The sequence below is a fragment of the Pseudomonas sp. TMW22080 genome (assembly GCF_022496745.1).
GTDB classification, from domain to species: Bacteria; Pseudomonadota; Gammaproteobacteria; order Pseudomonadales; family Pseudomonadaceae; genus Aquipseudomonas; species Aquipseudomonas bubulae.
Window position 1 is genome coordinate 270,713 of record NZ_SCFF01000001.1, and the last position, 25,582, is coordinate 296,294.

The window sequence follows — 25,582 nt, forward strand, 5'->3', positions numbered from 1 at the left end:
ATGACAACCCAAACCCGGCCTGTGGTGTATGTGGTGGATGACGATCAGGGCATGCTCGACTCGACGGTCTGGTTGCTCGAGTCCGTGGGCCTCAATGCGCTGGCGTTTACAAGCGGGCAGGCCTTTCTTGACGCTTGCGACCCGACCCTGTGTGCCTGTGTGGTACTGGATATCCGCATGCCGGCCATGGGCGGCCTGAATGTTCAGCAGGCATTGCGTGAACGAGGGATCAGGATGCCGGTGATCTTTGTCAGCGGGCATGCCGATGTGCCCATTGTGGTACGGGCTTTCAAGGCCGGTGCCCATGATTTTATCGAGAAGCCCTATAACCAGCAGTTGTTGCTCGACAGCGTACAGCAGGCCCTGAGTGGCGATACCGCGCAGCAAAGCGCCAGCCAGGAACAGACCGAACTTGAGGCCCGTCTGCAAAGCCTGACACCGCGTGAGCAAGATGTATTCATGCCTTTGGTCAAGGGCTGCACCACCCGTGAAATTGCCGCGCTGCTGGGGGTGAGTGCCAAGACTATCGACCTGTATCGCTCCCGGGTGATGAAGCGCATGCAGGCCCGGCATTTGCCCGATCTGGTGGGCATGGCCATTGCTGCCGGGCTGGTTGATCCGCTCAGGTTGGGTTAGCCAGTAATGCCTCGACGCCAGCCATGACGGCAGGCGTGTCGGTGTGGGCGACGTTGAAGCGCATGCAGCGGCGCAGTTGCGGATCAAAACCGAACAGGATCCCGGGCGCGAGCACCAGGCCACGGGCAAGCGCCTGCTGGGCGAGGGTTTCGCCATCCAGCCCGGCAGGCAATGTGGCCCAGATAAACATGCCGCCGGCGTAGGGCGCGCTCAACCTGAAGCCCAGGCCCTGCAACCAGCCCGAAACCCTTGCACCACTGGCCTGCAGGCCTTGCACCACGCGCTTGCGGTGTTTGTGATAAGTGCCGTCATTGAGCATCGAGCACACCAGTTGCTCAAGCATTTCCGAAGTAATCCCGCCGCACATCAGTTTCATCTGGGTCAGCTCGGCGGCCATCTGCGCAGAGGCCACGACAAAGCTCACCCGCAGGTTGGCACTGAGGGTTTTCGAAAAACCGCTCAGGTAGGTCACTTGCTCCACGCCTGCCAGCGCCACCAGTCGGGGGGGCGGTTCTGGGTGCAGGTCGCCATAAAGATCATCTTCGATAATGGCGCACTCATAACGCTTGGCCAGCTCGAGCAGTCCGTAGGCCTGCCCGGGTGTGAAGGAGTGCCCGGTGGGGTTATGCAGCAGCCCGGTGGTGAGGTAAAGCGTTGGCCGGTGCTGGCTGAACAGGGTTTGCAGCGCTTGCAGGTCCAGCCCTTGGGCAGTGCGCTCCACAGTGATCACGCGCACGCCATGCAAGGCCAGGTTGGCGTGAAAATTGAAATAACAGGGCATGTCCAACAGCACGGTATCGCCGGGGCGCACGCGCAAGCGCAGCAGCATGTCGAGCCCCAGCACGGTATTGGCCGTGGTGATGATCTGCTCGACCCCCACATTCAGCCCCTGGCTCAACAGTTTCTGCTGCAAGGCCTGACGCAGCGGCAAATAGCCCGCCGGGTCACCATAACCGGTCAGTCGCAGGGCTGGCGAGCGACTGAGCTGGCGCATGTTGCCACGCAGGGCGCTGGCTTCCAGCCAGCTTTCCGGTAAATGCCCGCTGCCGGGGCGCAGGGCACCGCTGGCACCGGTCAGGGAGCGGCGCAAGACGCTGTGCAAGTCTTGCGGCAGCAGGTCAAGGGCAGTGGCGCGTCCGCTCTGCAGCGTTTTCGTCGCAACAAAGTAGCCCAGGCCCTGACTGGATGTGATTCTGTCCTGCCCGCGCAAGCGATCCAGGGCTTCGATCAGGGTGAATTTGCTGACGCCCCAGTGAGCAGTCATCTCGCGTGCCGAAGGCAGTTTGCTGCCGGGGTTGAGCAGACCCTGATCAATGGCCTGGCTCAAGGCATCAACAATCTGCTGGACCTTGGACAGGCCGGGTTGAAACGCAACGGTAGGTAAGTGCATGCAGGGCCTCGTACTTTACCGGTCATGCTACCAGTAAAGGTCGGTAAAGTTTGTCAGTGCTTGCTCTGCCAATAGCCAGCAGGGCCTGCCTAGACTGCGCGACCGTAATTTCTGGATTCAACCACCGTCATGGCCACGCAACTGACACTCGCTTCATTTCTGTATTTTCTGATGTTTTGCGCCACCATGACCTTCAGCCCCGGGCCCATGACCCTCCTCTTGATGGGGTTCGGCATGCAGCAGGGGCTCAAGCGTTCCATGCCGGTACAACTGGGAGCCAGCGCAGCGTATCTGGTGTCGATTCTTGTATTTGCCGTAGGCTTCGCCGAACTGATCAAGGGCAACCCGTTAATCAGTCGCGGGATCCAGTATGTGGGGGTTACGTACTTGCTGTACCTGGCGTACCGGCAGTGGACCAGCACCGGGTTGAAACTGGACAGTCCCGACACACTGCACAACGATTTTACAGGGCGCTTTGGCAAGGGCCTGCTCACCGGTTTCTCCAACCCGAAAACCATCGTCATGTTCAGCGCCGTATTCCCGCAGTTCGCCGGGCAGGGCAGTGATTCCCGAATGCTGGATCTGGCGGTACTGGGGCTGGCTTTTTTGCTGCTGCAGTTTGCCAGTGGTTGCCTGTATTGTTACTTCGGTCAACGTATTCGCCGGGTGCTGCAAAGCCCGTCGCGACAAGTGTTGTTGCAACGGGCTACAGCCTGCATGTTGCTAGGGGTTGCAGTGATGCTGGCGCGAGGTTTTACCCAGGGCTGAACCTGCCGGGCGCTGGTGCCATCACGCCGCAAGGGGCTTGCTGTTCAGGGACTTTTTGTATTCGGCTTTCATCGCTTCCATCTGTTTTCCCAGCTCATCGAGCACCGCTTTACCGAGCAACTTGCGGGCCTGGTGAAACATCTCGGTTTCTTCTTCTTCGATATGGTGCTCGAGGAGTTCCTTGACCACCTTTGCACGACCGGAGAATTCCAGAGAATCGGGGGCAGTTTTCTTAAGGTCAGGCAATACCAGGGAGTCCACAGTGCGGTGTTCTTCCTTCGCTTCGTGGTACATGACGGCTTGCTCTTTACCACCGGCTTTCTTGAAGACCGGGTAGAGGATTTCCTCTTCAAGGCGGGTGTGGATAGTAATTTCCATTTCCAGTTTGTTGAGCAGTTCAGTGCGTTTTTTCACGGCGCGCTCGGTGGAGTCGCTGAGCTGGCTCAAGATGGCCTTGACTCGTTTGTGGTCTTCCAACAGCAAATCGATGGCATTCATATTCACTCACCTGTCTCTTTCACGGATAGGGATGGGCCTTTATGCATGCGACCCTCAGGGGTGAATATTGCATTAGCTGTACCAACTTGAACGGACGATATAAAATTAATAAAAATCAATTAGTTAAGTTTTAAAGCTGACGTTTCTATTCGTGCAGAATGCATGTATGCCGCGCCCAGGTCATGCAATTCGCGAGTAGGTTGGCGTTAATGCGCTAAACGCGGAAATCCCCGCCGCATGGGGTATATTGCGAACTGTTTCTGCCTGTAATGAGATTGGTTTTGTCTACGATTGACTCCCCGCTACCGCCGCTTTCTTCCTTGGTGTTAAACCCGGTGCAAACGCCTGTGGCGCTTTATCTTCAGCGGCTGGCGCCGTCCAGCCGCCAGACCATGCGTTATGTCTTGCAGGAAGCGGCAGACCGCCTGGGCGCTGAAGACGTGGCGATTGATGAATTCCCCTGGCATCAACTGCAACCGGGGCATATCACCGCACTGGTGGCGGCGTTGCGTGAAGACGGTTACGCGCCAAATACCTCATCGCTCTATGTCAACGCCATTCGCGGCGTGATGAATCAGGCCTGGCAACAAAACCTGATCACTCAGGATCATTTGCTCAAGATACGCGCAGTCAAGGCGGGAGGCGGTTCGCGGCTGGTCAAGGGGCGTAACCTGCGGCGCAATCTGATTCGCGAGCTGATGGACGTCTGTGCCGCAGACCCCCGTCCGCAAGGGCTCAGGGACGCGGCGATCATCGCAATTCTGTATGGCTCGGGGATGCGCAAGTCCGAGTCGGTGAATATGGACCTGTGGCAGGTCGATGTAGAACAGCGCAGCTTGCAGGTGCTGGGCAAGGGCAACAAGGAACTGATCAAGTTTGCACCGGCCTGGGCTTTCGAAAAACTGGAAGAGTGGCTGGCATTCCGCCGGGCGAACCTGCCGGACGGGGTCAGTGATGACACCTTTTTGTTCAATCGCATCCGCCGCGGCAACCACATCACTCGTGATCGCCTGACCAAACATGCGATCTATTACATCGCCAAGCAGCGGGGCAGGCAGGTAGGGGTCGACATCATGCCCCATGATTTTCGTCGCTCGTTCATTACCCGGGTGATTGAAGAGTACGACGTGTCGATCGCACAGAAGCTGGCGCACCACGCCAACATTGCCACCACCGTCAGCTATGACGTGCGCGATGACAACGAGCGGCGCAATGTGACCGACCGCTTCCTGTTGTAAGCGCAAGGGTTGGCGGTTTTAAGAATTAATGAACCCTCGCGCCATCTCCCCGCCTAACGTTTAACAACCACAGGAGGTCGCGCATGCAAATCGAAACCATATGGGTGGTACTGGCAATTATTCTGGTGCTGCTGGAGCTCTGGGCAATCCGCGGGGTGATGAAAAGCGGGGCACGGTCAAGCAGCCGGCTGATGTGGATTGCCATTATCATCTTCGCGCCGTTGCTGGGCACGCTGGCGTGGCTGGTTGCCGGGCCAAGGCAGCCGAGCACACACCATTGAATATCATGTATTGGTCTTGAGCTTGGTCCACAAACGGGTGCTCAGACGGGCGATTTTGGCCGGCAGGTCTTCCACGGTGAACAGGGTGTCGATCACTTCACTGGACGGGTAGATCGCCGGGTCCTGTTTCACGTCCGGCGCCAGGTACGGGTCTGCCGCCTGGTTGGGGTTGGCGTAGTGGATATGGTTGCTGATAGTGGCAATCACTTGCGGGGTCAGCAGGTAGTTCATGTAGGTGTAGGCATTTTTTTCATGGGGCGCGCTCTTGGGTATGACCACCATGTCCAGCCATAACGTCGAACCTTCCTTTGGGATCGAATACGCAATGTCGATCCCGTTCCCGGCTTCCCGCGCACTTGCCGCAGCCTGTACCACATCACCGTTGAAGCCGATCACCGCACAGATATTGCCGTTGGCCAGATCACTGATGTATTTGGATGCATGAAAATACTGAACATAAGGTCGTATTTTCAGCAGCGCCGCTTCGGCTTTCTTGTAGTCCTCAGGCTCATGACTATGGTGCGGCAAGCCCAGGTAGTTGAGAGTGATCGGCAACACTTGCGTCGGATTGTCGATAATCGCCACACCGCACTGGCTCAGTTTTTTGATGTTGTTTTCATCGAAAAACAGGCTCCAGGAGCGGGTGACATCCGTGGTACCAAAAATCGCCTTGATCTTCTCGACGTTGTAGCCGATCCCCGCCGTGCCCCACATGTAGGGGTAGCCGTACTGATTGCCGGGATCGTTGGCTTCCAGTTTGTTCATTAACACCGGATCCAGGTTCTTCCAGTTTGGCAACTGGCTCCTGTCCAGTTTCTGGATGGCACCGGCCTTGATCAGGCGGGACATAAAGTGGTTCGAAGGGCTGACCACGTCATAGCCGGTATTACCGGTCATCAACTTGGATTCTAGCACTTCGTTGCTGTCGTGAATATCGTAGGTCGCCTTGATCCCTGTTTCCTTGGTGAAGGTGGTCAGGGTGTCGTCGGCAATATAGCCGTTCCAGTTGGAAATATTCACGCTCTCGTCGGCGTGGCTGACGGCCGAAAACGCGGCGAGCATGACCGCAAGGGAAACCGGGCTGATGTTCATGTTCAATCACCTTTTCAAGGAGCTTTTATTCTTTTGTGGTGTGAGGGTGTTCAGATTTCTGTTTTGGCTCTGAGGGCTTCCATGCGCATGCGCAGCGCTGCACCGACGTCAAAAAATGGCCGTGGCGGCAACCAGCCCGGCTGCGCTCTGTCCATGACCGACTGCAGCAGGGGCGAGCTGGCGCCACAGGCCAGCTCTGCGAGCAGACGGCCCCACAGCGTGCCGCGGGCAACCCCGGAGCCATTGCAGCCCGCCACGGCATAGATGCCTTCCTCGACCTTGGCAAAGTACGGCTGGCCACTGCGGGTAGCGCTCAGATGGCCGGTCCAGGTGTAGCGGATGTCTTGCTCACCGAGCCCGGGGAAGCGACGTTGCAGGCCCAGTGCATGGTGTTTTCGACGCAGTGACAAGTCACTGCCGGACAAATCGCGCGTACGGTATTCCGCGGTATTGCGGATCATTACCCGCCGATCCGGAGTCAGTCGCACCGTGGCGCCCAGCGGCCTCGTCGACAGCACGCCCCAGGGCTCGACACTGCCGATGGCCTGATACTCCTTGTCGGTCAGGGGGCGGGTGAGGCTGGCGCTGAGCTCCATCGGGAAGGTTGCGCTGTTGTCGATCCCGGCGCGGGGGATAAAGGCATTCAGGCATACCAGTACCTGTGCGGCTTCAATGCTGCCCTGGATACCCTTGGCCCGAATGCGTCCGCCACTCAGGCGTTCAAGCCCGATGATGTCGGTGTTTTCAAAAAGGCTGACATTGGCCGGCAAGGCATCCAGCAGACCCTTGACGTATTTCGCCGGCTGCAACAACGCATTGCCATTGCCGCACCAGATGGCCGCCTGGTAATGGCGGGTGCCGAGTGTCTGCGCCAGTTGCGCGCCTTCCAGAAAGTGTGCAGATGCGCCGACTGCATGCAGGGTCTTGAGCTTGGCCTCAACCTGGGTCAATTTGCCCGGGTCGTTGACGGCGAAGTAGTAACCCGAATCCCGGTACTCGCAGTCGATGCCGTGGCGCGCAATGCGCATGCGCACTTCATCACCGGCCGCCTGGCCGATTGTCGAGTCCACGGCATAGCCGGCAAATCCGCTCTTGCCGATCAGCTCGTCATCAGCCGGGTTTTCATGGGCCACCGCGTAACCGGAGTTGCGTGCCGATGCCCCTTGGGCTGCACGTTGCCTGTCGACAATCAGGATGCGAGCTTGCGGGTGCAATTGCGCCAGGGAATGGGCCGCACTGAGGCCGGTAATGCCCGCACCGATAATCAACCAGTCGGCTTTCTCGACGCCTTTGAGGTGATCACGGAGGGGGGAGCTTCCTGCCAGGGCAATCCAGCCACATTCATTCTTCACGTTTCACCTCATTTGCCGGTCAGGGGGCTGCCCGGCCTTTGAATACATGCGCTAATTGCATGGCTGGCCGTTGCTGGCGCTGGTTATGGATGGAATTTAGGCGGTACCAAGTGATATAACCAACGCTATTAATTCATTGATTGATGCAAAAAACACATGGATAAGGTTCGTCACGTACCCTCATTGCAGGGTTTGCAGGCACTGGTAGAGGTGGCTGAATCGGGCAGCTTCACACAGGCGGCGCAAACGCTGTGTCTGACCCAAAGCGCTATCAGCCGGAAAATCCAGCAACTGGAAGCTCACTTTGGCGTGTCACTGTTTGTCAGAACCAGTCGCAGCGTGCGTATGACGGTCGAAGGTGAGCAGGTGCTGGCCAGTGCCCACGGCATTCTTGAACAGTTAAAGCTGCTGGAAGATCGTTTGTCGCCGCAAAAGCGACCGTTCCGTATCCGCATGCATGTATCGCTGGCCGTGCGCTGGTTACTGCCCAAACTCAGTGACTTTTACTTGCAGCACCCGGACATAGCCTTGTCGATTGAAACGGTCGCCACCGAGGTTGTCGAACCGGCCAGCGACAGCGATGCCTACATCCTGTACTTGCCCCGACCCTCCACTGACCCGGCTTGCATGGCTTTATTCGATGAGGCTCTGGTGCCAGTGTGTGCACCCAGCCTGGGGCCGCTGGCGTCGATGGAAGATCTGCTGCGCTTTGCGCTGTTGCATCGCTCGGCCGACCAGCAAGCCTGGCACGACTGGCTAGCTGCCAATGACGGCAAGCCGCTGCACAGCTATCGGCATATCCCGTTCAATCTCGATGAGCTGGCCCTCGATGCTGCCGCGCGTGGCTTGGGGGTGGCGGTCACGGACATGACCCTTGCGGCGGAGTCCATTCAACGCGGGGCACTGGTGATTCCGTTTGGTGAGCCGTTGAAAACCGGTGGTAACTATTCGTTGTGCCTGCAACCTGCTGCAGACTTGCATCCGGCGTGTCCGGCGGTGCTGCAATGGTTCGCCAGTCAGGTCGAGCAAGGCGGAGGAGGGAAAACTTGTTAAATTTTGTAATAAGTCCGCTAGCAGGAAATGAGTTTAATCGCTGTAGGATTGCATCCCCAATTCACTAAAGGCTTGTATGAACACCCTTCAGGAACCACCCAGTCGCAGCTTTGAATCTGCGCTTGCCCCAGGCTTGATCCTCGCAATCGAGCACGCGTTACCCATTCCCCGCCCTCTGTTTAGCGCCAGCACCTCTGCTGCTGCGCTTGTCTGTGTGCGCTCGCCGTTAACCCAGCACCTTCGTGAGATTGACTGATACCTATGGAATGGATTGCAGATCCCACGGCCTGGCTCGGCCTGTTGACCCTGATTGTGCTGGAACTGGTACTGGGTATTGATAACCTGGTGTTTATCGCCATCCTCGCCGACAAACTGCCGCCGGAGCAGCGCGACCGTGCCCGGGTCATCGGCCTGACGCTGGCCCTGGTCATGCGCCTGGGCCTGCTGGCCAGCATCTCGTGGATGGTCACGCTGACGCAGCCTTTGTTCGAAGTCTTCGACAAAGCGTTCTCGGGGCGCGACCTGATCATGCTGTTCGGCGGCTTGTTCCTGTTGTTCAAGGCCACGATGGAGTTGCATGAGCGCCTGGAAGGGCATGTGGCCGAGCGCTCATCGGCGCTGGGCTATGCCATGTTCTGGCCGATTGTGGCGCAGATTGTCGTGCTCGACGCGGTGTTTTCCCTGGACGCAGTGATTACCGCGGTAGGCATGGTTGAACATCTGTCGGTGATGATGATCGCCGTGGTGTTCTCGATCGGCCTGATGATCATCGCCAGCAAACCGTTGACCCACTTCGTCAACAGTCACCCTACGGTGATCATGCTGTGCCTGGGCTTCTTGATGATGATCGGCTTCAGCCTGACTGCCGAGGGCCTGGGCTTTCATATCCCGAAAGGTTATCTGTACGCCGCCATCGGCTTCTCGATCCTGATCGAAGTACTCAACCAGATTGCCCGTGCGCGCCGCAAGAAAAGCGTGCAGGGCCTGCGGCCCATGCGCGAGCGCACCGCCCATGCGGTGATGCGCTTGCTTGGCGGACGCACCCTGAGTGCTGATGAAGTGGGCGAAGAGATTGCCGACATGCTTGACGGTGGCAGTCAGCAGAACGTCTTCCATCGACGCGAGCGCGTGATGATCAGTGGCGTATTGCAACTGGCGGAACGGTCGATTCGCACGGTGATGACGCCCCGTGCCGAGATCGATCATATCGATCTGGCTGATTCGGCAGAGACCATCCGTACAAAGCTGATGCATTCATCGTACTCCCGGCTGCCCCTGATCCGGGATGGCCGGGTAGATGAACCCTTGGGCTTTGTGCATAAAAAGGAGCTGCTCAAGGAGCTGCTGGCGGGGCATGAACCGGATCTGGAGGCGATGGCGCGCAAGGCCATCAATCTGCTGGACAGCTTCACGATTCTCAACGCTCTGGAACAGATGCGTAAAGAGTCGACGCACATTGCGTTTGTCATCAACGAGTTCGGTGACTTCATCGGCCTGCTGACCATGACTGACATTCTCGAGTCGATCGCTGGTGAACTGCCGGATGCCAGCGAGATAGAGGGGCCCAATATCGTTGCCCAGGAGGAGGGTTATCTGGTCAGCGGCGCCTTGAACCTGAGCCAGATTCGCCAGCACATCGGCTTTGCAGCCAAGGCCACGGATGACTATCAGACACTTGCAGGTATGGTCATGAGTTTACTGGATCGTCTGCCGATGATTGGCGACAAGCTGACGTGGGAAGGCTGGACCTTGACCGTAGTCGAGGTAGAAGAGCGGAGGGTGACGCGGGTGTTGCTGAGCAAATCCGCTCCCACAGTAAAAAGTTAGCGCGGTCATTGTGGGAGCCGGGCTTGCCCGCGATGCAAGCAACCCGGTCTGTCTGAAGGACCGAGGCGCTGCTATCGCGAGCAAGCTCGCTCCCACAGTAAAAAGTTAGCGCGGTCAGTGTGGGAGCCGGGCTTGCCCGCGATGCAGGCAACCCGGTTTGTCTGAAGAACCGAGGCGCTGCTATCGCGAGCAAGTCCGCTCCCACAGTAAAAAGTTAGCGCGGTCAGTGTGGGAGTCGGGCTTGCCCGCGATGCAGGCAACCCGGTTTGTCTGAAGGACATAGGCGCTGCTATCGCGAGCAAGCCCGCTCCCACAGTAAAAGGTTAGCGCGGTCATTGTGGGAGCCGGGCTTGCCCGCGATGCAGGCAACCCGGTCTGTCTGAAGGGTCGAGGCGCTGCTATCGCGAGCAAGCCCGCTCCCATAGTAAAAAGTTAGCGCGGTCAGTGTGGGAGCCGGGCTTGCCCGCGATGCAGCCGACCCGGTCTGTCTGAAGGACATAGGCGCTGCCATCGCGAGCAAGTCCGCTCCCACAGTAAAAAGTTAGCGCGGTCAGTGTGGGAGTCGGGCTTGCCCGCGATGCAGACAACCCGGTCTGTCTGAAGGATCGAGGCGCTGCCATCGCGAGCAAGCCCGCTCCCACAGTAAAAGGTTTGCGCGGTCAGTGTGGGAGTCGGGCTTGCCCGCGATGCAGGCAACCCGGTTTGTCTGAAGGACATAGGCGCTGCTATCGCGAGCAAGCCCGCTCCCATAGTAAAAGGTTAGCGCGGTCAGTGTGGGAGCCGGGCTTGCCCGCGATGCAGGTAAACCGGTCTGTCTGAAGGACATAGGCGCTGCCATCGCGAGCAAGTCCGCTCCCACAGTAAAAGGTTTGCGCGGTCAGTGTGGGAGTCGGGCTTGCCCGCGATGCAGGCAACCCGGTCTGTCTGAAGGATCGAGGCGCTGCTATCGCGAGCAAGCCCGATCCCACAGGGGAGGGCAGTGCTTAGTTGCTGTCAGGCAGTGCGTAAGCGATCACGTAGTCACCGCGATCCGGCGACTGACGGGCACCACCAGCGGTGATCACGATGTATTGCTTGCCGGTTTTAGGCGAAACAAAGGTCATCGGACCGCCCTGGCTGCCAACAGGCAAACGGGCTTTCCAGGCTTCTTCACCGTTGGCCGAGTTAAAAGCGCGCAGGTAGAAGTCTTGAGTGCCAGCGATGAACACCAGGCCACCTTGTGTCGACAGGGTACCGCCCAATGTCGGCATGCCGATCGGCAGTTGCAGACCCATCTTGATCCCCATCGGGCCGGTGTCCTGCACGGTACCGACCGGTACTTGCCAGGCGACCTTCTGAGTCTTCATGTCAATGGCGGTCAGCGTACCGAAAGGCGGGGCCTGGCACGGAATACCGGCTACCGACAGGAAGCGGTTTTTGTTCACCGCATAAGGCGTGCCCTTGAGCGGTACGGCACCCATGCCGGTGTTCAGCGCTTCACCGCCAGAAGAGGCCTTGGCGTCTTTTTGCTGCGGAACCATCTGCACCCACAAGCCCAGGCGCATGTCGTTGACGAAAATAAAGCCGTGAACCGGGTCAGTCGACAGGCTGCCCCAGTTCATGCCACCCAGCGAACCTGGGAAGCTCAACGACACATCAGTGCCCGGCGCGGTGTACAGACCTTCGTAACGCATCTTCTTGAAGGAAATACGGCACAGCATCTGATCAAACGGGGTTGCACCCCACATGTCCGATTCAGTCAGGGTCTGCGCACCAATCTGTGGCATGCCCACGGATTTTGGCTGGGTCAGCGAGTAGGGCTCGTCCGGAATGTTCGAGGCCTTGACCGGTACTTCTTCAACCTTGGTCAGCGGCTGGCCGGTGTGGCGATCGAGGACAAAAATCTGCCCGGCCTTGGTGCCGATCACTACCGCCGGGACCTTGCTGCCGTCCGCTTTGGCGAAGTCGATCAGGCTTGGCTGCATCGGCAGATCGAAGTCCCACAAGTCATTGTGGACGGTCTGATACACCCATTTTTCTTCACCAGTGGTGGCGTTCAGTGCCAGTACCGATGCACCGTACTTGTGGTTCAGCTCGGTACGTTCGACACCATAGATGTCGGTGGACGAGCTGCCCATCGGCAAGAATACGGTGTTCATCAGCGGGTCATAGGACATCGGTGCCCAACTGTTCGGCGTGCTGCGAACGTAGGTCTTGCCTTCTGCCGGTGCTTGCTTGTCCTGCGGGTTGCCCGGGTCGAAGGCCCAGCGCATGACGCCGGTCACTACGTCGAAACCACGGATCACGCCACCTGGCATATCGGTCTGGACGTTGTCAGCCACGCGACCGCCAACCACCACCGTGGTACCTGCCATCAACGGTGCCGACGACAACTGGTAGTAGGAATCGGGCACATTGCCCAGGCCGGCCTTGAGATCGACCTGGCCATTACTGCCGAAGTCCTGGCAGAACTTGCCGGTGTCCGCATCGACGGCAATCAAGCGGGCATCGATGGTGTTGGTCAGCAGGCGACGCTGGCACGCCGCGCCCGGGGCAACGGTGACGGCTGCGGCCGGGGTGCTGCCATCGGTGGGTGCTGCGACTGGGGCGCTGGCATCAAAGTACGCCAGGCCACGGCAACGCTGCCAGACGGCGGCCTTGGCATTGATGTTGTTCTTCCACAACTCTTTACCGGTATCGGCGTCCAGCGCGATCAGGTTGTTGTGTGGCGTACAGATAAACACTTTGTCGCCAACTTGCAGCGGGGTCATCTGGTCTTCTGCGCCATTGCCATCACTGATGGCCACATCGCCGGTCTGGTAGGTCCAGGCCGGTACCAGCTTGGACACGTTGCTACGGTTGATCTGATCCAGAGCAGCAAAGCGGCTGCCACCTTCGTCATTGCCGTAGTGTGCCCAGTCTTTCTGGGCTTTGGCCGGGTCAACCTTGGTCAGGCCCGGGCCGTCACCGGTCGGTGCGATCGAGGCGTGAGGTTGGAACATCCCCCAGAAGCCGGCGGCGATGGCCACGGCCAGCACTGCCCCCAGCGCATAACCGGCGTTGCCGCTCAGGCCATTGGCCTTGCGCAGCGAAGGGTAAGCCAGCGCCACGACAAGGCTGAGCACAGCCAGGGCAAACAGACGTGATACCAGCGGCCAGAACACCAGCCCGGCATCCGCCAGGGCCCAGATCACACTGGCGAGCATGACGCCAGCAAACAGCCAGGCACCAGCCAGGCGTCGCTTGAACAGCAACACGGACGAAGCGACCATGCCCAGGCCTGCAAGCAGGAAGTACAGACTGCCACCGAGCGTGGCAAGGTAGCCGCCACCGGCGACATAGAGCAAACCGAAAACCAGCACGCCTAAAGCGGCGACCCAGATGGGCCAACGGCTTGCGGCTGCCGAAGGTTGAGCGTTATTCATTGTGCATGACCCTATTGATGCATGAACGGTTGGGAGGAGGGCATAGCGTTTAACTGTAGCGGCTTGCAAGGCAGGCGCAGACGTGTCGGCGTTTCTGCACGTCGTCGAGGCCTTGAACAGGCCAGGTCGACAGACCGGGAAACGTCCGAAACAGTTATGTACTAAACGGTTAGTTTTATAACTTTAACAAAAACCCGGGCCTGCGACAAATTGTCAGTGTCGAGAGTCCGATAAGAGGGGATGTCAGGGGGAGGGCAAAGGGCGCGCAGATGCCCTTCAGCCATAGGGGCTGCCATCTTTATGGACGAAGTGCCATGTGCCGTCGACTGCCGTCACCGCCTGTATATCGTCTGACGGGTAAGTCACGCTATCTCCGACACTACGGTCGCCTACTTCAAGAACCACGCAGAGGGTGTCAGTTTTATTCTCCAGATGGTGGGCAAGCCCTTTGGCGGGGAAGCCCGCAATCATCCCCGGAGCCAGTTGCACGCTTTCATCACCTCTGAACAAGGTCGGATGACCCTCCAGGACATAGATAAATTCGTCCTGTAATGAGTGCGAGTGATGAAGGGCGGAGAGACTGCCTGGCGGCAGGTGTACAAGGTTGACGCCAAAATTCTTCAAGTTGAACAGATCACCCAGAGGCCGTTTGGTGCGGCCCTGCATCAGGGACGCGAAGGGCTCGGGGTAGTTGCTGGGGCGGGTTCTCTGCGCTGCATCGCAAGCATTGATCGGGCCTTGCTCAGTGGGGCGGATCATGGTGCGTCCCTCAAGATCAACAGCCAAACACAGAGGGGCAGTGCAACCGCCTTGGCAATCTGCACTGCCTGAAAGTGCCATCAGACATCCAGCATAGCCGGCACGTGGCTGTGCTGCTCTGAAACATGGCTGTCATTGGCAGGGGCTTAAATAGTGACTCCTTCCACTCGAGAAGATCATCCATGTCACAGTTTCCAGTCCGCCGTCGCAGCCTGATCCAAACGCTTTCTGCGGGACTTGTGTTGCCCAGCCTCGCGCCGGCTATTCTGGCGAATGTCCAGGACAGGCCCCAGATGACAGATGGCGTGCAATCCGGGGATCTACTGGGTGACCGCGCGATGGTCTGGAGCCGTAGTGACCGGCCAGCCAAACTGGTGGTTGAGTGGGACACCACCAGCACTTTTGCTCAGCCCCGGCGCGCCGCTTCGGCGCAGGCACATGCAGGCACTGACTACACCGCCCGGGTGGAACTCAGAGGGCTGCCCGCCGATCAATCTATCTTTTATCGCGCCTGGTTCGAGGACGCCCGCACCGGAACAGCGGGCGAACCGTGGTTCGGGCACCTGCGCAGTGTGCCAGGGCAGCCGCGGGACATTCGTTTTGTATGGAGTGGTGATACGGTCGGTCAAGGGTTCGGCATCAACCCTGACATAGGCGGCATGCGCATCTACGACGCCATGCGTCGACGCTTGCCGGATTTTTTCTTGCACAGTGGCGACACTATCTACGCAGACGGCCCGGTTCCGGCCCAACAGGTCGTGGAAAATGGTCGCGTCTGGCGCAACCTGACCACTGAAGCCAAAAGCCATGTCGCGGTGACTGTCGACGACTTCCGGGGTAACTACCGATACAACCTGATGGACGAGAACGTGCGGCGGTTTAATGCCGAGGTGCCGCAGATATGGCAGTGGGACGACCATGAAACGACCAACAACTGGTCGTCAGGCAAACAGCTTGACTCACGCTATGGCAGTGCCGCCATCAGGGATCTGCTCAGTCCGGCACGGCAAGCCTGGCTCGAGTACTCCCCGATGCGTCCTCAGCCTGGCGATAAGGGCGGTCGCATCTACCGGAGCCTCCCTTATGGACCTTTACTGGAGCTCTTTGTGCTGGACATGCGCAGTTACCGAGGGAGCAATGACGCCAACTTGTCCGCTGTCCCGGGCCCACAGACGGCGTTTCTCGGGCGTACGCAACTCGACTGGCTCAAGCAGGCGCTGGCACATTCAACGGCCCAGTGGAAAGTGATCGCTGCCGATATGCCGCTTAGCCTGGCCGTGGCGGATGGCGAAATGTCGCCCGGAGTACCGCGCTGGGAGGCAATAGCCAACGGCGACAATGGCAAACCGTTGGGACGAGAAATGGAGATTGCCGAGTTACTGGATTTCCTGCGCCAACGACAGGTCCGTGATGTTGTGTGGCTAACTGCCGATGTGCACTACTGTGCAGCTCACCACTATCATCCTGATCGAGCAGCGTTCCAGCAATTTGAGCCGTTCTGGGAATTTGTCGCCGGACCTTTAAATGCGGGCAGTTTTCCGTCTTGTGCTCTGGACATGACCTTTGGCCCGCAGGTGGTCTTCGAGAAGGCACCGACTGAACCGAACATCTCGCCCCTGGCAGGGCTGCAGTTCTTCGGCGAGGTCAACATTGATGCTCGTGACAAGAGTCTCACGGTAACCCTTCGCGACCTGGACGGTGTAGCGGTGTTTGAGCAGCAGTTGAAGCCTTTCGGGCATGAGGTATAGGCAGGCTTAAGAGTGGAGCCAGTCGTAAATCCGGGCGAGTGGAGGGTAGTCCTGATCCGCTGACCCTGCCGGAGCGGGCATGTCACCATGCGCCAGTAGCAGTCCGGAAGGGGAAACAGGGGGAGGAGAACTGCTTGAACCGGCTTGATTCGCCGTTGTTCGGTCTGGGCATCAGGTCGATTCGCCAGCCAGCTTTCAGAGGGATACTTTCCGGGCGGGACGGGCGTTTTATTCTGAGATTCAAAAACTCCTATTATAACTAAACTAAACAACCATTTAGTAGAGTTATAACTTAATCATCTTATAAGGTCGATAATAGCAGGATTGACCTCTCATTCACCCAGTTTCGCGCCCGCGAAACTCTTGTCCTGGTAGAGTTTCTCAAGGTATTCAACCAGATCGGCCTCCCGATAGTCATGAAAGTGTCCGTGTAGAAGCTCTTTCAGCTCTGTTTCACTGAGCCCCAAGATGCCCACAGCCCTTGAGATTCGGTCTTCTGAGTAGGTAATCACCTGGCTGATTTGCGCAACAATTAGGGCCTTCCTGAGCATCTGTTCAGGGTTGGCCACGCCGATATCTGCGTAAACATTGCCAGAGCTTTTCTCTATTTTCATGGCTGATTAACCTTGAGTGGCTTGAGAAATATTGGTCAGCGTTAACGAACCGTCAGGCTGTTTTTCTACGGTCAACGTGTCACCAATGACAAGGCCCATTTGGCTGAGCAGATCATCGGGCAACGGCACGATCATGTCGCCAGTGTCGTCGGCAGCGTCTTGGCATGTGACTGTCCAACGTTTACTTTTGAGGTCATGTGTTGGGTTCATATTTTTCCCCAGGTATTCAAATGACAGAGCCAATTCCTGATTACGATCCGGCAGACTCGCTGGTTGATACTGACACCATAAACATCTTTTTAGCTGATGCTAACGACACTGGCGACGCGGCTTATATTGCCGAAGCGATGGCCGTTGTTGCACGCGCAAAAATGCGCATTGAAGCAATGGAGATTTTGCAGCATGTCCGCCAAGGTCAAGAAGCTGTGCATTCAGCGGCGGACGTAAGGAAGGATCTGGACTTGGACGACTGAGTGCCTGTTGAAAAGCAGCCTCCACTGGCCCTGACATTCCAATACGCTGTTTCGCATAATGTATATTATGTTAAATCATGTTCATGAAGTTCATAAGGTACTGAATCGACGAATCCGCTTTTGACGTCCACTCTCCCAACGGACCATAGACTTCGATGAGGTGGCTGCCGATGAAGCTGATTCAGTGCCGCTTTTCTTCAGGTCAGCGTGTTCCGCTGCTCGTGCACGCTGCTAACCCGGAGCCGTTGCCCATACGCGTTCTGTTCATCTACGTCCGACTCAAACTCAGGCACCGCGCTTACCATCGGCGGCGGCACATCTGCCTGCGGTCCAGGCTTTCTATACCTATGCCCAAAGTCGAGACGCTCATTTGGATGGCGTCATCTTGGTCTGCCACTTCGAGTCGATTCTGGCGTTGAATAGCCGCGGATTCTCTAGAGACCCCCGAGCCTCACAATTGAGACTGTTGGGAGATGAATACCTAAAGCAGCTGCATTAACCGGGCTTTCAAGGTGAGGCTATGGTCGGGCCGCTCTGCTGCGGGTCATATGGATGAGTGCTGATCTACGACTATCCAGAGAACTTCTCTCTTCGACAGCAAAGGGCAAGAAGCCTAGTTTTGGATATAGCAGCAAGCCTGCTGTATTTTCATTGAAGCACGAGATCTGCACCTCTGTGGCGTCATAGCGGTCGAACGCCAGAGCAGTCATCGTCTCCACGATGAAGGTCGCCACACCTTTACCTCGTGCCTCTTGGGCAACGATGACATTGCCGATACAGCAAACTCCACTCGTTTCAGCCCGATAAAAGTTAGCAAAACCGACGACGCTATTCCCCGCTTCGACAACCGTCGAGTCGAATCGTTGAGTAATAGCGTTAGACAGCTGAGCTTCAGTCAGGGGGTATTGAGCTTTCGGGAACATATAAAACAGTTCCTGAGCGTTAAGGGGAAAGCTACAGATAGTTTTGATGTCATCTGCCTTCACTGGCCTGTGTTGCAATATCATCGCGCGTCCTTGAGGTCTATGCATTCGGCATTCTAGCCCACTACTATTTGCTCAAATACCTTGCCTGGTTATCGGGGCACCCTATGATGCGGCAGCAGCTCCGCAATCTCACTTGCCCGCTGAGTCGACAGGCGCATGAGGACGTCCTTCAAAATGGGTACGCCGCCGTCATCGAGATAGCGCGACAGCGCCATTAATCCTGCCAAATCTTGCTAGAATCACTAAACCCATAAGCACGCTAGTCAAGTCGATCACTAAGGATTGAGATTGCATGATCAAAACCCTGCCAAAAATTATAATTTCAGTTGCTGCACTTTTCGGTATGTTTATTAATTTGCACTTGATCCACACACTTAGCGATCACTCTGCTGTCTCTGGCGTCGAGGAATTGCTCAGTCTAAGGATGTATGACTGGAGCCAGTCAGTGTCCAAGAAATCAGACTTGGGTGGCTTTGTTACGTTTTCGATTCTTGGCGCTGTGATTGCCGCATATGTAGCGTCTAAATTTGAGTTTAATTTGGAAAAGGCCCTGTATTCAATCATCGCTACCGCCATAATATCTGGATTTGTTTTGGGGGGCGTCCAGAATGCTGTGGTATCTCATATTGGCACTTCTTTGGTTGAGAAGTACCCCGCCGCCGCCAAGCGCGCTATTTCCACCTATTATGTGCAACGTCTTGCGTGGCGCGATAACGGCTATAAAAACGTACTCATCCCTGAATATTCCGGCGATAACATTCGCACAATTGAGTCGAAGCTATTCAGTGTCAATATGTTTTATTTGGTTGAGGACCCCCTTTTCGTGACAGGGGACAAGACCAGAGGCAAAGACCTTATGGCACTGTACTTCAATGATGCTGTTGACGCGCAAGTCAAGCAGCAACCATGGGGGCTGCCCAAAGATAACTGGATATATGAAGGCTTTGTAAGGGAATTTGATACTGCCCACTACGATTTGCGAAGAGTAAATAATACTGTCGTTGTACCTGTTGTGTTGGCCACGACCATTTTCAGTCTGATCTTAAGCATCTTGGTTTTCATAGGTGAAGTATTTGGATTGGCTGGTGGTAGCTGGCTAAAGATAAGGGTTTATGCAGTGGCGGGTGTTGCTATTGCTTTGCTGGTCACTCCCTTATTCGTGCAAACTCACTATCACTTGACGCCAGCAATACAGCAATTTAACTGCAGCTACAGCTATTGTAATTTGGCACAACCCGTTATTGATTGGCTTTTCAGATTCGAACTGGGAGTCGTCAAATTAATCTCATTCGTCACCTGAGAATCTAGAGAAGGTCTCATCAGCTGTCTGCTGGCAGGAGACGTTGACCGTCACCTGAGTGCCCTCCTCACCTGCCCGCTGCCAATCGGCGATTTGCTTGCACACTCGGGAGATCACCCAATTGCCGACCTGGGTAAACAGAAGAGCTTTTGTTCCCGTGCAGGCAAGTTTTTTCAACTGCCTGCACGGGCATGACCCTATTTGCTTTTGTGGTGCTTCAACACAAACCAGACCAACAGGCTCAATGCGCCGACCAGTGCAGCCGCCGTCAGTAAAACCATGCTGTGGGAGGCACTAAAAGCTTTTTGCCCGGCTGCAGCAAGCTGCTGGCCTTGAATGCCTCCAAGTGTTTTGGCCGCAATCATCGTTTCACCAATAGACCGGACGGCTGTCTCGGCCATGGCAGATGGAATGCCGTCAGGCAGCTGTATGGATTTTTCATAGGTGGATACGAGAAGAATACCGAAAACGGTTATGCCCAATCCGGTGCCAAGGTCGTAACTCGTGGCCTCAAGGGCTCCGGCAGAGCCCGCTTTCTCCATAGGAATACTGTTCATGATCGCCACTGACGAGGCGGTCAAACCAATGCTCAGGGAAAGCCCCAGTGCCACCAGCATCACAATAATGGCTACCCCGCCGCTGCCCAGGTGTATCTGGGCCAACCCGACCAGACTTGCCGCGGACACCAGCAACGAGCAACTCGCAACCCACCGCAGGCCAATCGCCTTCAGGATGACCCCGGCAAGAGGCCCACCGATTGCAGCCGCAATCATCAGCGGCATCATGAAAATACCGGCCTCCAGGGGGGTACGCCCCATGACGAACTGCAGTTCTTGAGCCAGCAGCAATTCGAACCCGGCAAGCGCACCCATGGTTACCAGGGCCATGACGATACCGGTGCTGACCGCCGGAATGGAAAAAAGGCTCAGATCCAGCATCGGGGTCGTGGTGTGAAGCTGCTTGCGTACAAACCAGACAAGCATCAGTGCTCCGAAGACAAAACAGGCACCGGTTACGAAAACAGAGCTGTTGGTTTTGAAGCCCGATTTGAGGGCGTAAACACTTGCCATGACACCCAGGATCAGAATCAAGGACTGTCCAATGGTCCAGTTTCCATCGCCGACCACACTTCGTCGCGGGATGTAGGCGATCACTAAGGGTATGACCAGCAGCATCACGGGCACATTGATCAGGAACACCGACCCCCACCAGAAATGCTCAAGCAATGCACCACCGACCAAGGGCCCGATGGCGGCTCCGGTGGAGGCAACAGCGCCCCAGATACCCAGCGCTACTGCTTGATCGCTCTGATCTTCAAAGGTTTGTCGAATAATCGCGAGGACGCTGGGCATGACCATGGCGCCGCCGAAGGCCATGAACGCCCGTGCCCCGATCAACGATCCGACATTGGGAGAAAAGGCGGCCAATACCGAACCTGCGCAGAAGATACCCAGCCCGGCCAGCAGCATTCGGCGATGGCCGACCCTGTCCGCAAGCGTGCCCATGGGAATCAGCAGGCTGGCCATCAACAACGGGTAGATGTCGATGATCCACAGAATCTCGGTGCCCGTTGCTTGCAACGCAAGGGTCAGTGACGGAACCGCGACATGAAGAATGGTGTAATCCAGGACAATCGGCATAAAAGCCAGAATGACCGACATGAGGACTAACCAACGGTTTGAGTTGCCATTAGACACAATAAAGAGACCTTTTTACCGGGATCCCGGTCTTCAAACGGTTATGAGCCGTTTTAAGCCGTTGTTGTTACCACGCTTGCGCCCCAAGGCTGCGCCGCGATGCTAACCCATATCCCCCGGCTTTCCCGCCGTGCAAATGTGAAGCTTTGTGAAGTCCAGGGTTTGAACCAGGACGATCCAGCCCTGCCCTGGAAACTGTAATCTGGCCTGATGAAAAGACACTATCGGCGCCCAGGCAGCGGCCTGCTCGACCTCTATCGGTTCGGTCAAATGCTGTCGGGGTAAAAACACTCAACGCTACGAGTTTGCGCAGTCAAGTACAGCGCATGGCCCTTGGTTGGGCGCCGTTCCAGGTCGAACCAGGCTCGCTGGTATCTACCGCCCTCAGCCCTGGCTCAACACCACATCCAGCGCCATGCGCGCGTCTTCGAGCTGTACCAGTGTGGCCTGACGCGCGCCCAAAGCGTCGCGACTTTCGATCGCGGTCAAAATTGCCTTGTGCCGTGGCAGTGCAAGCTCGTGCAGGTTGGGTCGCCGGTTGGAGTGCTTCATGGCTTCGCGCAAGGCCAATGACAGCATGTTGCACAAGTTGGCCAGTAAGTCGTTATGGGTTGCGTCGGCAATCCGGCTGTGAAAGTCCAGGTCGGGTTGCAGTAGCTCTTCAGGGCTGGAAGCGCTTTCCATGCGTTGGTAGGCTTCATGAATCGATGCCACATCTTCTGCAGTTGCATGCTGGGCTGCGAGAGCTGCCACCGCGGGCTCAATAATGCTGCGCACAGTGGTCAGCAAGCCAAAAAATTCATTTTGGGGTGAGGCCTGCAGCAACCAGTGCAACACATCAGGGTCGAGCATGTGCCACTCGCGGCGCGGTTTGACCACGGTACCCACGCGCGGCTTGGAGTACACCAGGCCTTTGGCAACCAGGACCCGGGTGGCTTCGCGCAATACCGGGCGGCTGACCGCATATTCTGTACAGAGCAATGCTTCGGCCGGCAGTTTGTCGTCGGATTTGAAGCGCCCGGAGACAATCTGCAGGCCGAGTTCCTGAACGATGCGCGTATGCATGCTTTTGCGGTCGGAGGGCTGACGATAATCCATGGGGCGCTGGTCGATCCTTTCGGTTGAAAGCGCGGATCATAGCAGGCGCGGGTTGAATTGCGCCTGCTCTGATTGTCATGCGGGTTCGCTTTGCGGGTGTCGAAACTTAGTGGGAGTGACGAGGTACTTCCGATCCTCGGCAGCCCACCAAAAAATCGAAATCGCAACCTTGGTCGGCCTGCATGACATGGTCGATGTAGAGTTGGCGATAGCCGCCAATCAACAGGTTTTTTGGCGGTTCGATATCGGCCAGGCGGGCGGTCAGTTCGGCATCGGAGATATCCAGGTGCAAGCGTCCACTGACACAATCCAGTTCAATCCAGTCACCTTCCTGCACGGCCGCCAGTGGCCCGCCGGCTGCGGCTTCCGGAGCCACGTGCAGCACCACTGTGCCGTACGCCGTTCCGCTCATGCGGGCATCGGAAATGCGCACCATATCGGTCACGCCCTGAGCCAGCAGCTTGGCGGGTAGACCCATGTTGCCGACTTCGGCCATGCCCGGGTAACCCTTTGGACCACAGTTCTTCATCACCAGAATCGAGTCGGCAGTGACCGCCAGCTCAGGGTCATTGATGCGGGCCTTGTACATGTCGAAGTTCTCGAATACCACGGCCTGTCCGCGATGCTTCATCAGGGCCGGGGTCGCAGCGGATGGCTTGAGTACCGCACCCAGAGGCGCCAGGTTGCCCCGCAATACACAGATCCCGCCGTCGGCGACCAGCGGGTTATCGATTGCCCGGATGACTTCGTCGTCACCATAGATCGGTGAGTTTTTAACGTTCTCCCACAAACTTTTGCCGTTGACGGTCAACGCTTGCGGATTCGGAATCAGGCCGTTCTCACCCAGGCGCCGCAGCACGGCCGGCAGGCCCCCGGCATAGTAGAACTCTTCCATCAGGAAGCGTCCCGAAGGCTGCAAGTCCACCAGGGTCGGGGTGCCCTGCCCTATGCGGGTCCAATCATCCAGCTCCAGATCCACGCCTATCCGCCCGGCGATGGCCTTTAGGTGAATCACGGCGTTGGTCGAACCGCCAATAGCGGCATTGACCCTGATGGCATTTTCAAAGGCTTCCCGGGTCAACACCTTGGACAGGCGCAAATCCTCGCGGACCATCTCGACGGCACGCATGCCCGACATATGGGCCAGCACGTAGCGGCGCGAATCCACCGCCGGGATGGCCGCGTTATGAGGCAGCGAGGTGCCCAGGGCTTCAGCCATGCAGGCCATAGTCGAGGCCGTGCCCATGGTGTTGCAGGTGCCCGCCGAGCGCGACATCCCGGCCTCGGCCGAGAGGAATTCGTCGAGGCTGATGGTGCCGGCTTTGTAGGACTCGTGCATCTGCCAGACGATGGTGCCGGCGCCGATGTCCTTGCCTTTGTGCTTGCCGTTCAGCATCGGTCCACCGGTAACCACAATGGCCGGGACGTCACAGCTGGCAGCGCCCATCAACAGCGCCGGGGTAGTTTTGTCGCAGCCGGTCAATAGCACCACTCCATCGATCGGGTTACCGCGAATGGCTTCTTCCACATCCATGCTCGCCAGATTGCGCGTCAGCATGGCGGTAGGTCGCAGATTGGATTCGCCGTTGGAAAACACCGGGAACTCGACCGGAAAGCCACCGGCCTCAATGACACCGCGTTTGACGTGCTCGGCGATGGTCCGAAAGTGAGCATTGCAAGGCGTCAGTTCCGACCAGGTGTTGCAGATACCGATGATGGGCTTGCCCTGGAACTGATGATCGGCAATGCCCTGGTTCTTCATCCAGCTGCGGTACATGAAACCGTTTTTATCAGCGCTGCCAAACCATTGGGCAGAACGCAGGGGAGGAAATTTGTCTGACATGATGGAGGGCTCTTATTGTATGACTAATTATTTTTCGTGCCGCTAAATTAGCCGTAAAAAAGCCATTGTGGAAGAGTTGTTGGTTAAATAGTAATACTATATAGTCGTTTTCACTGAGAGTTGATCCTGGCGAAAACCCGCTTGAGGCCACTCCAGAGGTGCCATAACAAAAACAATGGGAGACCGTCTCATGAGCCAGGAACTCCGGCTTATTCGTCGCATTACGCTTAAACTCATTCCGTTCCTGATCCTGCTGTACCTGATTGCTTACGTAGATCGTTCGGCAGTGGGCTTTGCCAAGCTGCACATGGGCGCTGATATCGGCATTGGCGATGCAGCCTATGGCCTTGGCGCCGGGCTGTTTTTCATTGGTTATTTCCTGATGGAAATCCCCAGCAACCTGATGCTCGAGCGTTTCGGCGCCCGGCGCTGGTTTGCGCGGATCATGGTCACCTGGGGCGCCATCACCATTGGCATGGCCTTTGTACAGGGACCGCACAGCTTCTATGTCATGCGCTTCCTGTTGGGGGTCGCCGAAGCGGGATTCTTTCCTGGCGTGCTGTACTACATCACCCAATGGTTCCCGGTCCGTCATCGCGGCAAGATCCTGGGCCTGTTTATCCTGTCGCAACCTATCGCAATGATGATCACCGGGCCCGTGTCCGGCGGCTTGCTTGGCATGGATGGCATTCTAGGTCTGCATGGCTGGCAATGGCTGTTCATTGTGATCGGCATGCCCGCCATTCTGTTGACCTGGCCCGTACTGCGTTACTTGCCGGACGGTCCACAGCAGGTCAAGTGGATGGATCAGGGTGAGAAGGACTGGCTGCAAGGCGAGCTGGAAAAGGACTTGCAGGCTTACGGCCAAACCCGCCATGGCAACCCGTTGCATGCGTTGAAAGACAAGCGCGTGTTGCTGCTTGCCCTGTTCTATCTGCCCGTCACCCTGAGTATTTACGGACTGGGGTTGTGGCTGCCTACGTTGATAAAGCAGTTTGGCGGCAGTGACCTGAGCACCGGGTTCGTGTCTTCAGTGCCCTATGTATTCGGCATTATCGGCTTGCTTATCATTCCTCGCAGTTCCGACCGCCTCAATGATCGCTATGGACACTTGGCAGTGCTCTATGTGCTGGGCGCCACCGGCCTGTTCTTCAGCGCCTGGCTGACGGCTCCGATGCTGCAACTGGCGGCCTTGAGCCTGGTGGCGTTCTCGTTGTTTTCCTGTACCGCCATCTTCTGGACATTGCCGGGACGCTTCTTCGCCGGTGCCAGTGCCGCAGCTGGCATTGCCCTGATCAACTCGGTGGGCAACCTGGGTGGCTACATCGGACCGTTTGTGATCGGTGCGCTCAAGGAATACACCGGCAACCTGGCCTCGGGTTTGTACTTTCTGTCCGGGGTGATGCTGTTCGGGCTACTCCTGACGCTCGTGGTGTATCGCACCCTCGAACGTAAACACGTGCTGCAGTCGAGCGAATTTGCCGCCAGCGCCCGTGCGGCGACTCATCTTTAATCAAGGGACACC

At 57.2% G+C, this 25,582-nt stretch carries 22 protein-coding genes; 10 read left to right on the forward strand and 12 right to left on the reverse strand.

All coding sequences use genetic code 11. The features are described 5' to 3' along the window. Positions 1–636, forward strand: coding sequence for a response regulator transcription factor (locus tag EQV96_RS01280; protein WP_095000202.1), 636 nt, complete (start codon positions 1–3; stop codon positions 634–636). On the opposite strand, the gene EQV96_RS01285 is transcribed toward EQV96_RS01280, so the two are convergent. Beyond that, the gene (locus EQV96_RS01285; RefSeq protein WP_095019911.1) at positions 623–2,026 is read right to left on the reverse strand and encodes a PLP-dependent aminotransferase family protein; all 1,404 of its coding nucleotides are present in this window, start codon (positions 2,024–2,026) and stop codon (positions 623–625) included. The two genes, EQV96_RS01280 and EQV96_RS01285, sit on opposite strands and share 14 nt — an antisense overlap. A 129-nt stretch (positions 2,027–2,155) precedes the next feature. On the opposite strand from EQV96_RS01285, the gene EQV96_RS01290 reads away from it, so the two are divergent. Then, a complete protein-coding gene (locus tag EQV96_RS01290; protein WP_095000204.1) occupies positions 2,156–2,794 on the forward strand; it encodes a LysE family translocator in 639 nt (212 codons plus the stop codon). A 21-nt stretch (positions 2,795–2,815) separates the two neighbouring features. Here EQV96_RS01290 and EQV96_RS01295 read toward each other — a convergent pair whose 3' ends face one another. Then, positions 2,816–3,292, reverse strand: a complete 477-nt coding sequence (locus tag EQV96_RS01295; protein ID WP_240881093.1) for a hemerythrin domain-containing protein — start codon at positions 3,290–3,292, stop codon at positions 2,816–2,818. A 323-nt stretch (positions 3,293–3,615) separates the two neighbouring features. Between EQV96_RS01295 and EQV96_RS01300 the strand changes: the two genes are divergently transcribed. Then, entirely contained in the window at positions 3,616–4,530 is a 915-nt protein-coding gene (locus tag EQV96_RS01300; RefSeq protein WP_165446491.1) for a tyrosine-type recombinase/integrase, read from the forward strand. An 83-nt stretch (positions 4,531–4,613) separates the two neighbouring features. Beyond that, positions 4,614–4,811 (forward strand): PLD nuclease N-terminal domain-containing protein, encoded by a 198-nt coding sequence (locus EQV96_RS01305; RefSeq protein ID WP_240881095.1) that lies wholly within the window; start codon positions 4,614–4,616, stop codon positions 4,809–4,811. Between the two features lie 3 nt (positions 4,812–4,814). Here EQV96_RS01305 and EQV96_RS01310 read toward each other — a convergent pair whose 3' ends face one another. Then, positions 4,815–5,903, reverse strand: coding sequence for a polyamine ABC transporter substrate-binding protein (locus tag EQV96_RS01310; RefSeq protein WP_095038790.1), 1,089 nt, complete (start codon positions 5,901–5,903; stop codon positions 4,815–4,817). A gap of 50 nt (positions 5,904–5,953) precedes the next feature. Further along, complete coding sequence (locus tag EQV96_RS01315; RefSeq protein ID WP_095038791.1) at positions 5,954–7,255, reverse strand: FAD-binding oxidoreductase; 1,302 nt, start codon at positions 7,253–7,255, stop codon at positions 5,954–5,956. A 156-nt stretch (positions 7,256–7,411) separates the two neighbouring features. On the opposite strand from EQV96_RS01315, the gene EQV96_RS01320 reads away from it, so the two are divergent. Next, a complete protein-coding gene (locus EQV96_RS01320; RefSeq protein ID WP_095026235.1) occupies positions 7,412–8,308 on the forward strand; it encodes a LysR substrate-binding domain-containing protein in 897 nt (298 codons plus the stop codon). Between the two features lie 261 nt (positions 8,309–8,569). Next, positions 8,570–10,135, forward strand: coding sequence for a TerC family protein (locus EQV96_RS01325; RefSeq protein ID WP_153381108.1), 1,566 nt, complete (start codon positions 8,570–8,572; stop codon positions 10,133–10,135). 983 nt (positions 10,136–11,118) lie between these two features. Here EQV96_RS01325 and EQV96_RS01330 read toward each other — a convergent pair. Further along, entirely contained in the window at positions 11,119–13,539 is a 2,421-nt protein-coding gene (locus EQV96_RS01330) for a glucose/quinate/shikimate family membrane-bound PQQ-dependent dehydrogenase (protein ID WP_240881097.1), read from the reverse strand. A gap of 276 nt (positions 13,540–13,815) precedes the next feature. Beyond that, positions 13,816–14,298, reverse strand: a complete 483-nt coding sequence (locus EQV96_RS01335; RefSeq protein WP_095019149.1) for a cupin domain-containing protein — start codon at positions 14,296–14,298, stop codon at positions 13,816–13,818. Positions 14,299–14,480: 182 nt separating this feature from the next. Between EQV96_RS01335 and EQV96_RS01340 the strand changes: the two genes are divergently transcribed. Continuing rightward, entirely contained in the window at positions 14,481–16,046 is a 1,566-nt protein-coding gene (locus tag EQV96_RS01340) for an alkaline phosphatase D family protein (protein WP_240881098.1), read from the forward strand. A 332-nt stretch (positions 16,047–16,378) separates the two neighbouring features. Here EQV96_RS01340 and EQV96_RS01345 read toward each other — a convergent pair whose 3' ends face one another. Together EQV96_RS01345 and EQV96_RS01350 are read right to left on the reverse strand one after the other, a co-directional pair. Then, complete coding sequence (locus tag EQV96_RS01345; protein WP_240881100.1) at positions 16,379–16,660, reverse strand: XRE family transcriptional regulator; 282 nt, start codon at positions 16,658–16,660, stop codon at positions 16,379–16,381. Positions 16,661–16,666: 6 nt separating this feature from the next. Beyond that, complete coding sequence (locus EQV96_RS01350) at positions 16,667–16,870, reverse strand: AbrB/MazE/SpoVT family DNA-binding domain-containing protein (RefSeq protein WP_240881102.1); 204 nt, start codon at positions 16,868–16,870, stop codon at positions 16,667–16,669. A gap of 20 nt (positions 16,871–16,890) precedes the next feature. Here EQV96_RS01350 and EQV96_RS01355 point away from each other — a divergent pair, with 20 nt between their 5' ends. Continuing rightward, positions 16,891–17,133, forward strand: coding sequence for a hypothetical protein (locus EQV96_RS01355; RefSeq protein WP_240881104.1), 243 nt, complete (start codon positions 16,891–16,893; stop codon positions 17,131–17,133). 518 nt (positions 17,134–17,651) lie between these two features. Here the strand turns inward: EQV96_RS01355 and EQV96_RS01360 are convergent. Continuing rightward, complete coding sequence (locus EQV96_RS01360; protein ID WP_095019918.1) at positions 17,652–18,140, reverse strand: GNAT family N-acetyltransferase; 489 nt, start codon at positions 18,138–18,140, stop codon at positions 17,652–17,654. A 271-nt stretch (positions 18,141–18,411) separates the two neighbouring features. Here EQV96_RS01360 and EQV96_RS01365 point away from each other — a divergent pair, with 271 nt between their 5' ends. Then, positions 18,412–19,419 (forward strand): hypothetical protein, encoded by a 1,008-nt coding sequence (locus EQV96_RS01365; RefSeq protein ID WP_095038796.1) that lies wholly within the window; start codon positions 18,412–18,414, stop codon positions 19,417–19,419. Between the two features lie 197 nt (positions 19,420–19,616). Here EQV96_RS01365 and EQV96_RS01370 read toward each other — a convergent pair whose 3' ends face one another. The 3 genes from EQV96_RS01370 to EQV96_RS01380 all read right to left on the reverse strand — a co-directional run bounded on the left by EQV96_RS01370 (position 19,617) and on the right by EQV96_RS01380 (position 24,057). After that, the gene (locus EQV96_RS01370) at positions 19,617–21,116 is read right to left on the reverse strand and encodes an MFS transporter (RefSeq protein ID WP_346769597.1); all 1,500 of its coding nucleotides are present in this window, start codon (positions 21,114–21,116) and stop codon (positions 19,617–19,619) included. Positions 21,117–21,500: 384 nt separating this feature from the next. Beyond that, the gene (locus EQV96_RS01375) at positions 21,501–22,214 is read right to left on the reverse strand and encodes a FadR/GntR family transcriptional regulator (protein WP_095019920.1); all 714 of its coding nucleotides are present in this window, start codon (positions 22,212–22,214) and stop codon (positions 21,501–21,503) included. A gap of 106 nt (positions 22,215–22,320) precedes the next feature. Continuing rightward, positions 22,321–24,057 (reverse strand): IlvD/Edd family dehydratase, encoded by a 1,737-nt coding sequence (locus EQV96_RS01380; protein ID WP_095019921.1) that lies wholly within the window; start codon positions 24,055–24,057, stop codon positions 22,321–22,323. A 190-nt stretch (positions 24,058–24,247) separates the two neighbouring features. Here EQV96_RS01380 and EQV96_RS01385 point away from each other — a divergent pair, with 190 nt between their 5' ends. Then, positions 24,248–25,570: an MFS transporter gene (locus tag EQV96_RS01385; RefSeq protein ID WP_095019922.1), complete on the forward strand. Its 1,323-nt coding sequence runs from the start codon at positions 24,248–24,250 to the stop codon at positions 25,568–25,570. Positions 25,571–25,582: the final 12 nt, after the last annotated feature.

What these genes read in the sequence shown, in the direction of transcription:
- EQV96_RS01320 (WP_095026235.1), top strand. Translation starts at nt 7,412, where the DNA reads ATGGATAAGGTTCGTCACGTACCCTCATTGCAGGGTTTGCAGGCACTG.
- EQV96_RS01305 (WP_240881095.1), top strand. Translation starts at nt 4,614, where the DNA reads ATGCAAATCGAAACCATATGGGTGGTACTGGCAATTATTCTGGTGCTG.
- EQV96_RS01295 (WP_240881093.1), bottom strand. Translation starts at nt 3,292, where the DNA reads ATGAATGCCATCGATTTGCTGTTGGAAGACCACAAACGAGTCAAGGCC.
- EQV96_RS01310 (WP_095038790.1), bottom strand. Translation starts at nt 5,903, where the DNA reads ATGAACATCAGCCCGGTTTCCCTTGCGGTCATGCTCGCCGCGTTTTCG.
- EQV96_RS01355 (WP_240881104.1), top strand. Translation starts at nt 16,891, where the DNA reads ATGACAGAGCCAATTCCTGATTACGATCCGGCAGACTCGCTGGTTGAT.
- EQV96_RS01365 (WP_095038796.1), top strand. Translation starts at nt 18,412, where the DNA reads ATGATCAAAACCCTGCCAAAAATTATAATTTCAGTTGCTGCACTTTTC.
- EQV96_RS01290 (WP_095000204.1), top strand. Translation starts at nt 2,156, where the DNA reads ATGGCCACGCAACTGACACTCGCTTCATTTCTGTATTTTCTGATGTTT.
- EQV96_RS01360 (WP_095019918.1), bottom strand. Translation starts at nt 18,140, where the DNA reads ATGATATTGCAACACAGGCCAGTGAAGGCAGATGACATCAAAACTATC.
- EQV96_RS01285 (WP_095019911.1), bottom strand. Translation starts at nt 2,026, where the DNA reads ATGCACTTACCTACCGTTGCGTTTCAACCCGGCCTGTCCAAGGTCCAG.
- EQV96_RS01280 (WP_095000202.1), top strand. Translation starts at nt 1, where the DNA reads ATGACAACCCAAACCCGGCCTGTGGTGTATGTGGTGGATGACGATCAG.
- EQV96_RS01330 (WP_240881097.1), bottom strand. Translation starts at nt 13,539, where the DNA reads ATGAATAACGCTCAACCTTCGGCAGCCGCAAGCCGTTGGCCCATCTGG.
- EQV96_RS01325 (WP_153381108.1), top strand. Translation starts at nt 8,570, where the DNA reads ATGGAATGGATTGCAGATCCCACGGCCTGGCTCGGCCTGTTGACCCTG.
- EQV96_RS01375 (WP_095019920.1), bottom strand. Translation starts at nt 22,214, where the DNA reads ATGGATTATCGTCAGCCCTCCGACCGCAAAAGCATGCATACGCGCATC.
- EQV96_RS01345 (WP_240881100.1), bottom strand. Translation starts at nt 16,660, where the DNA reads ATGAAAATAGAGAAAAGCTCTGGCAATGTTTACGCAGATATCGGCGTG.
- EQV96_RS01340 (WP_240881098.1), top strand. Translation starts at nt 14,481, where the DNA reads ATGTCACAGTTTCCAGTCCGCCGTCGCAGCCTGATCCAAACGCTTTCT.
- EQV96_RS01335 (WP_095019149.1), bottom strand. Translation starts at nt 14,298, where the DNA reads ATGATCCGCCCCACTGAGCAAGGCCCGATCAATGCTTGCGATGCAGCG.
- EQV96_RS01385 (WP_095019922.1), top strand. Translation starts at nt 24,248, where the DNA reads ATGAGCCAGGAACTCCGGCTTATTCGTCGCATTACGCTTAAACTCATT.
- EQV96_RS01380 (WP_095019921.1), bottom strand. Translation starts at nt 24,057, where the DNA reads ATGTCAGACAAATTTCCTCCCCTGCGTTCTGCCCAATGGTTTGGCAGC.
- EQV96_RS01350 (WP_240881102.1), bottom strand. Translation starts at nt 16,870, where the DNA reads ATGAACCCAACACATGACCTCAAAAGTAAACGTTGGACAGTCACATGC.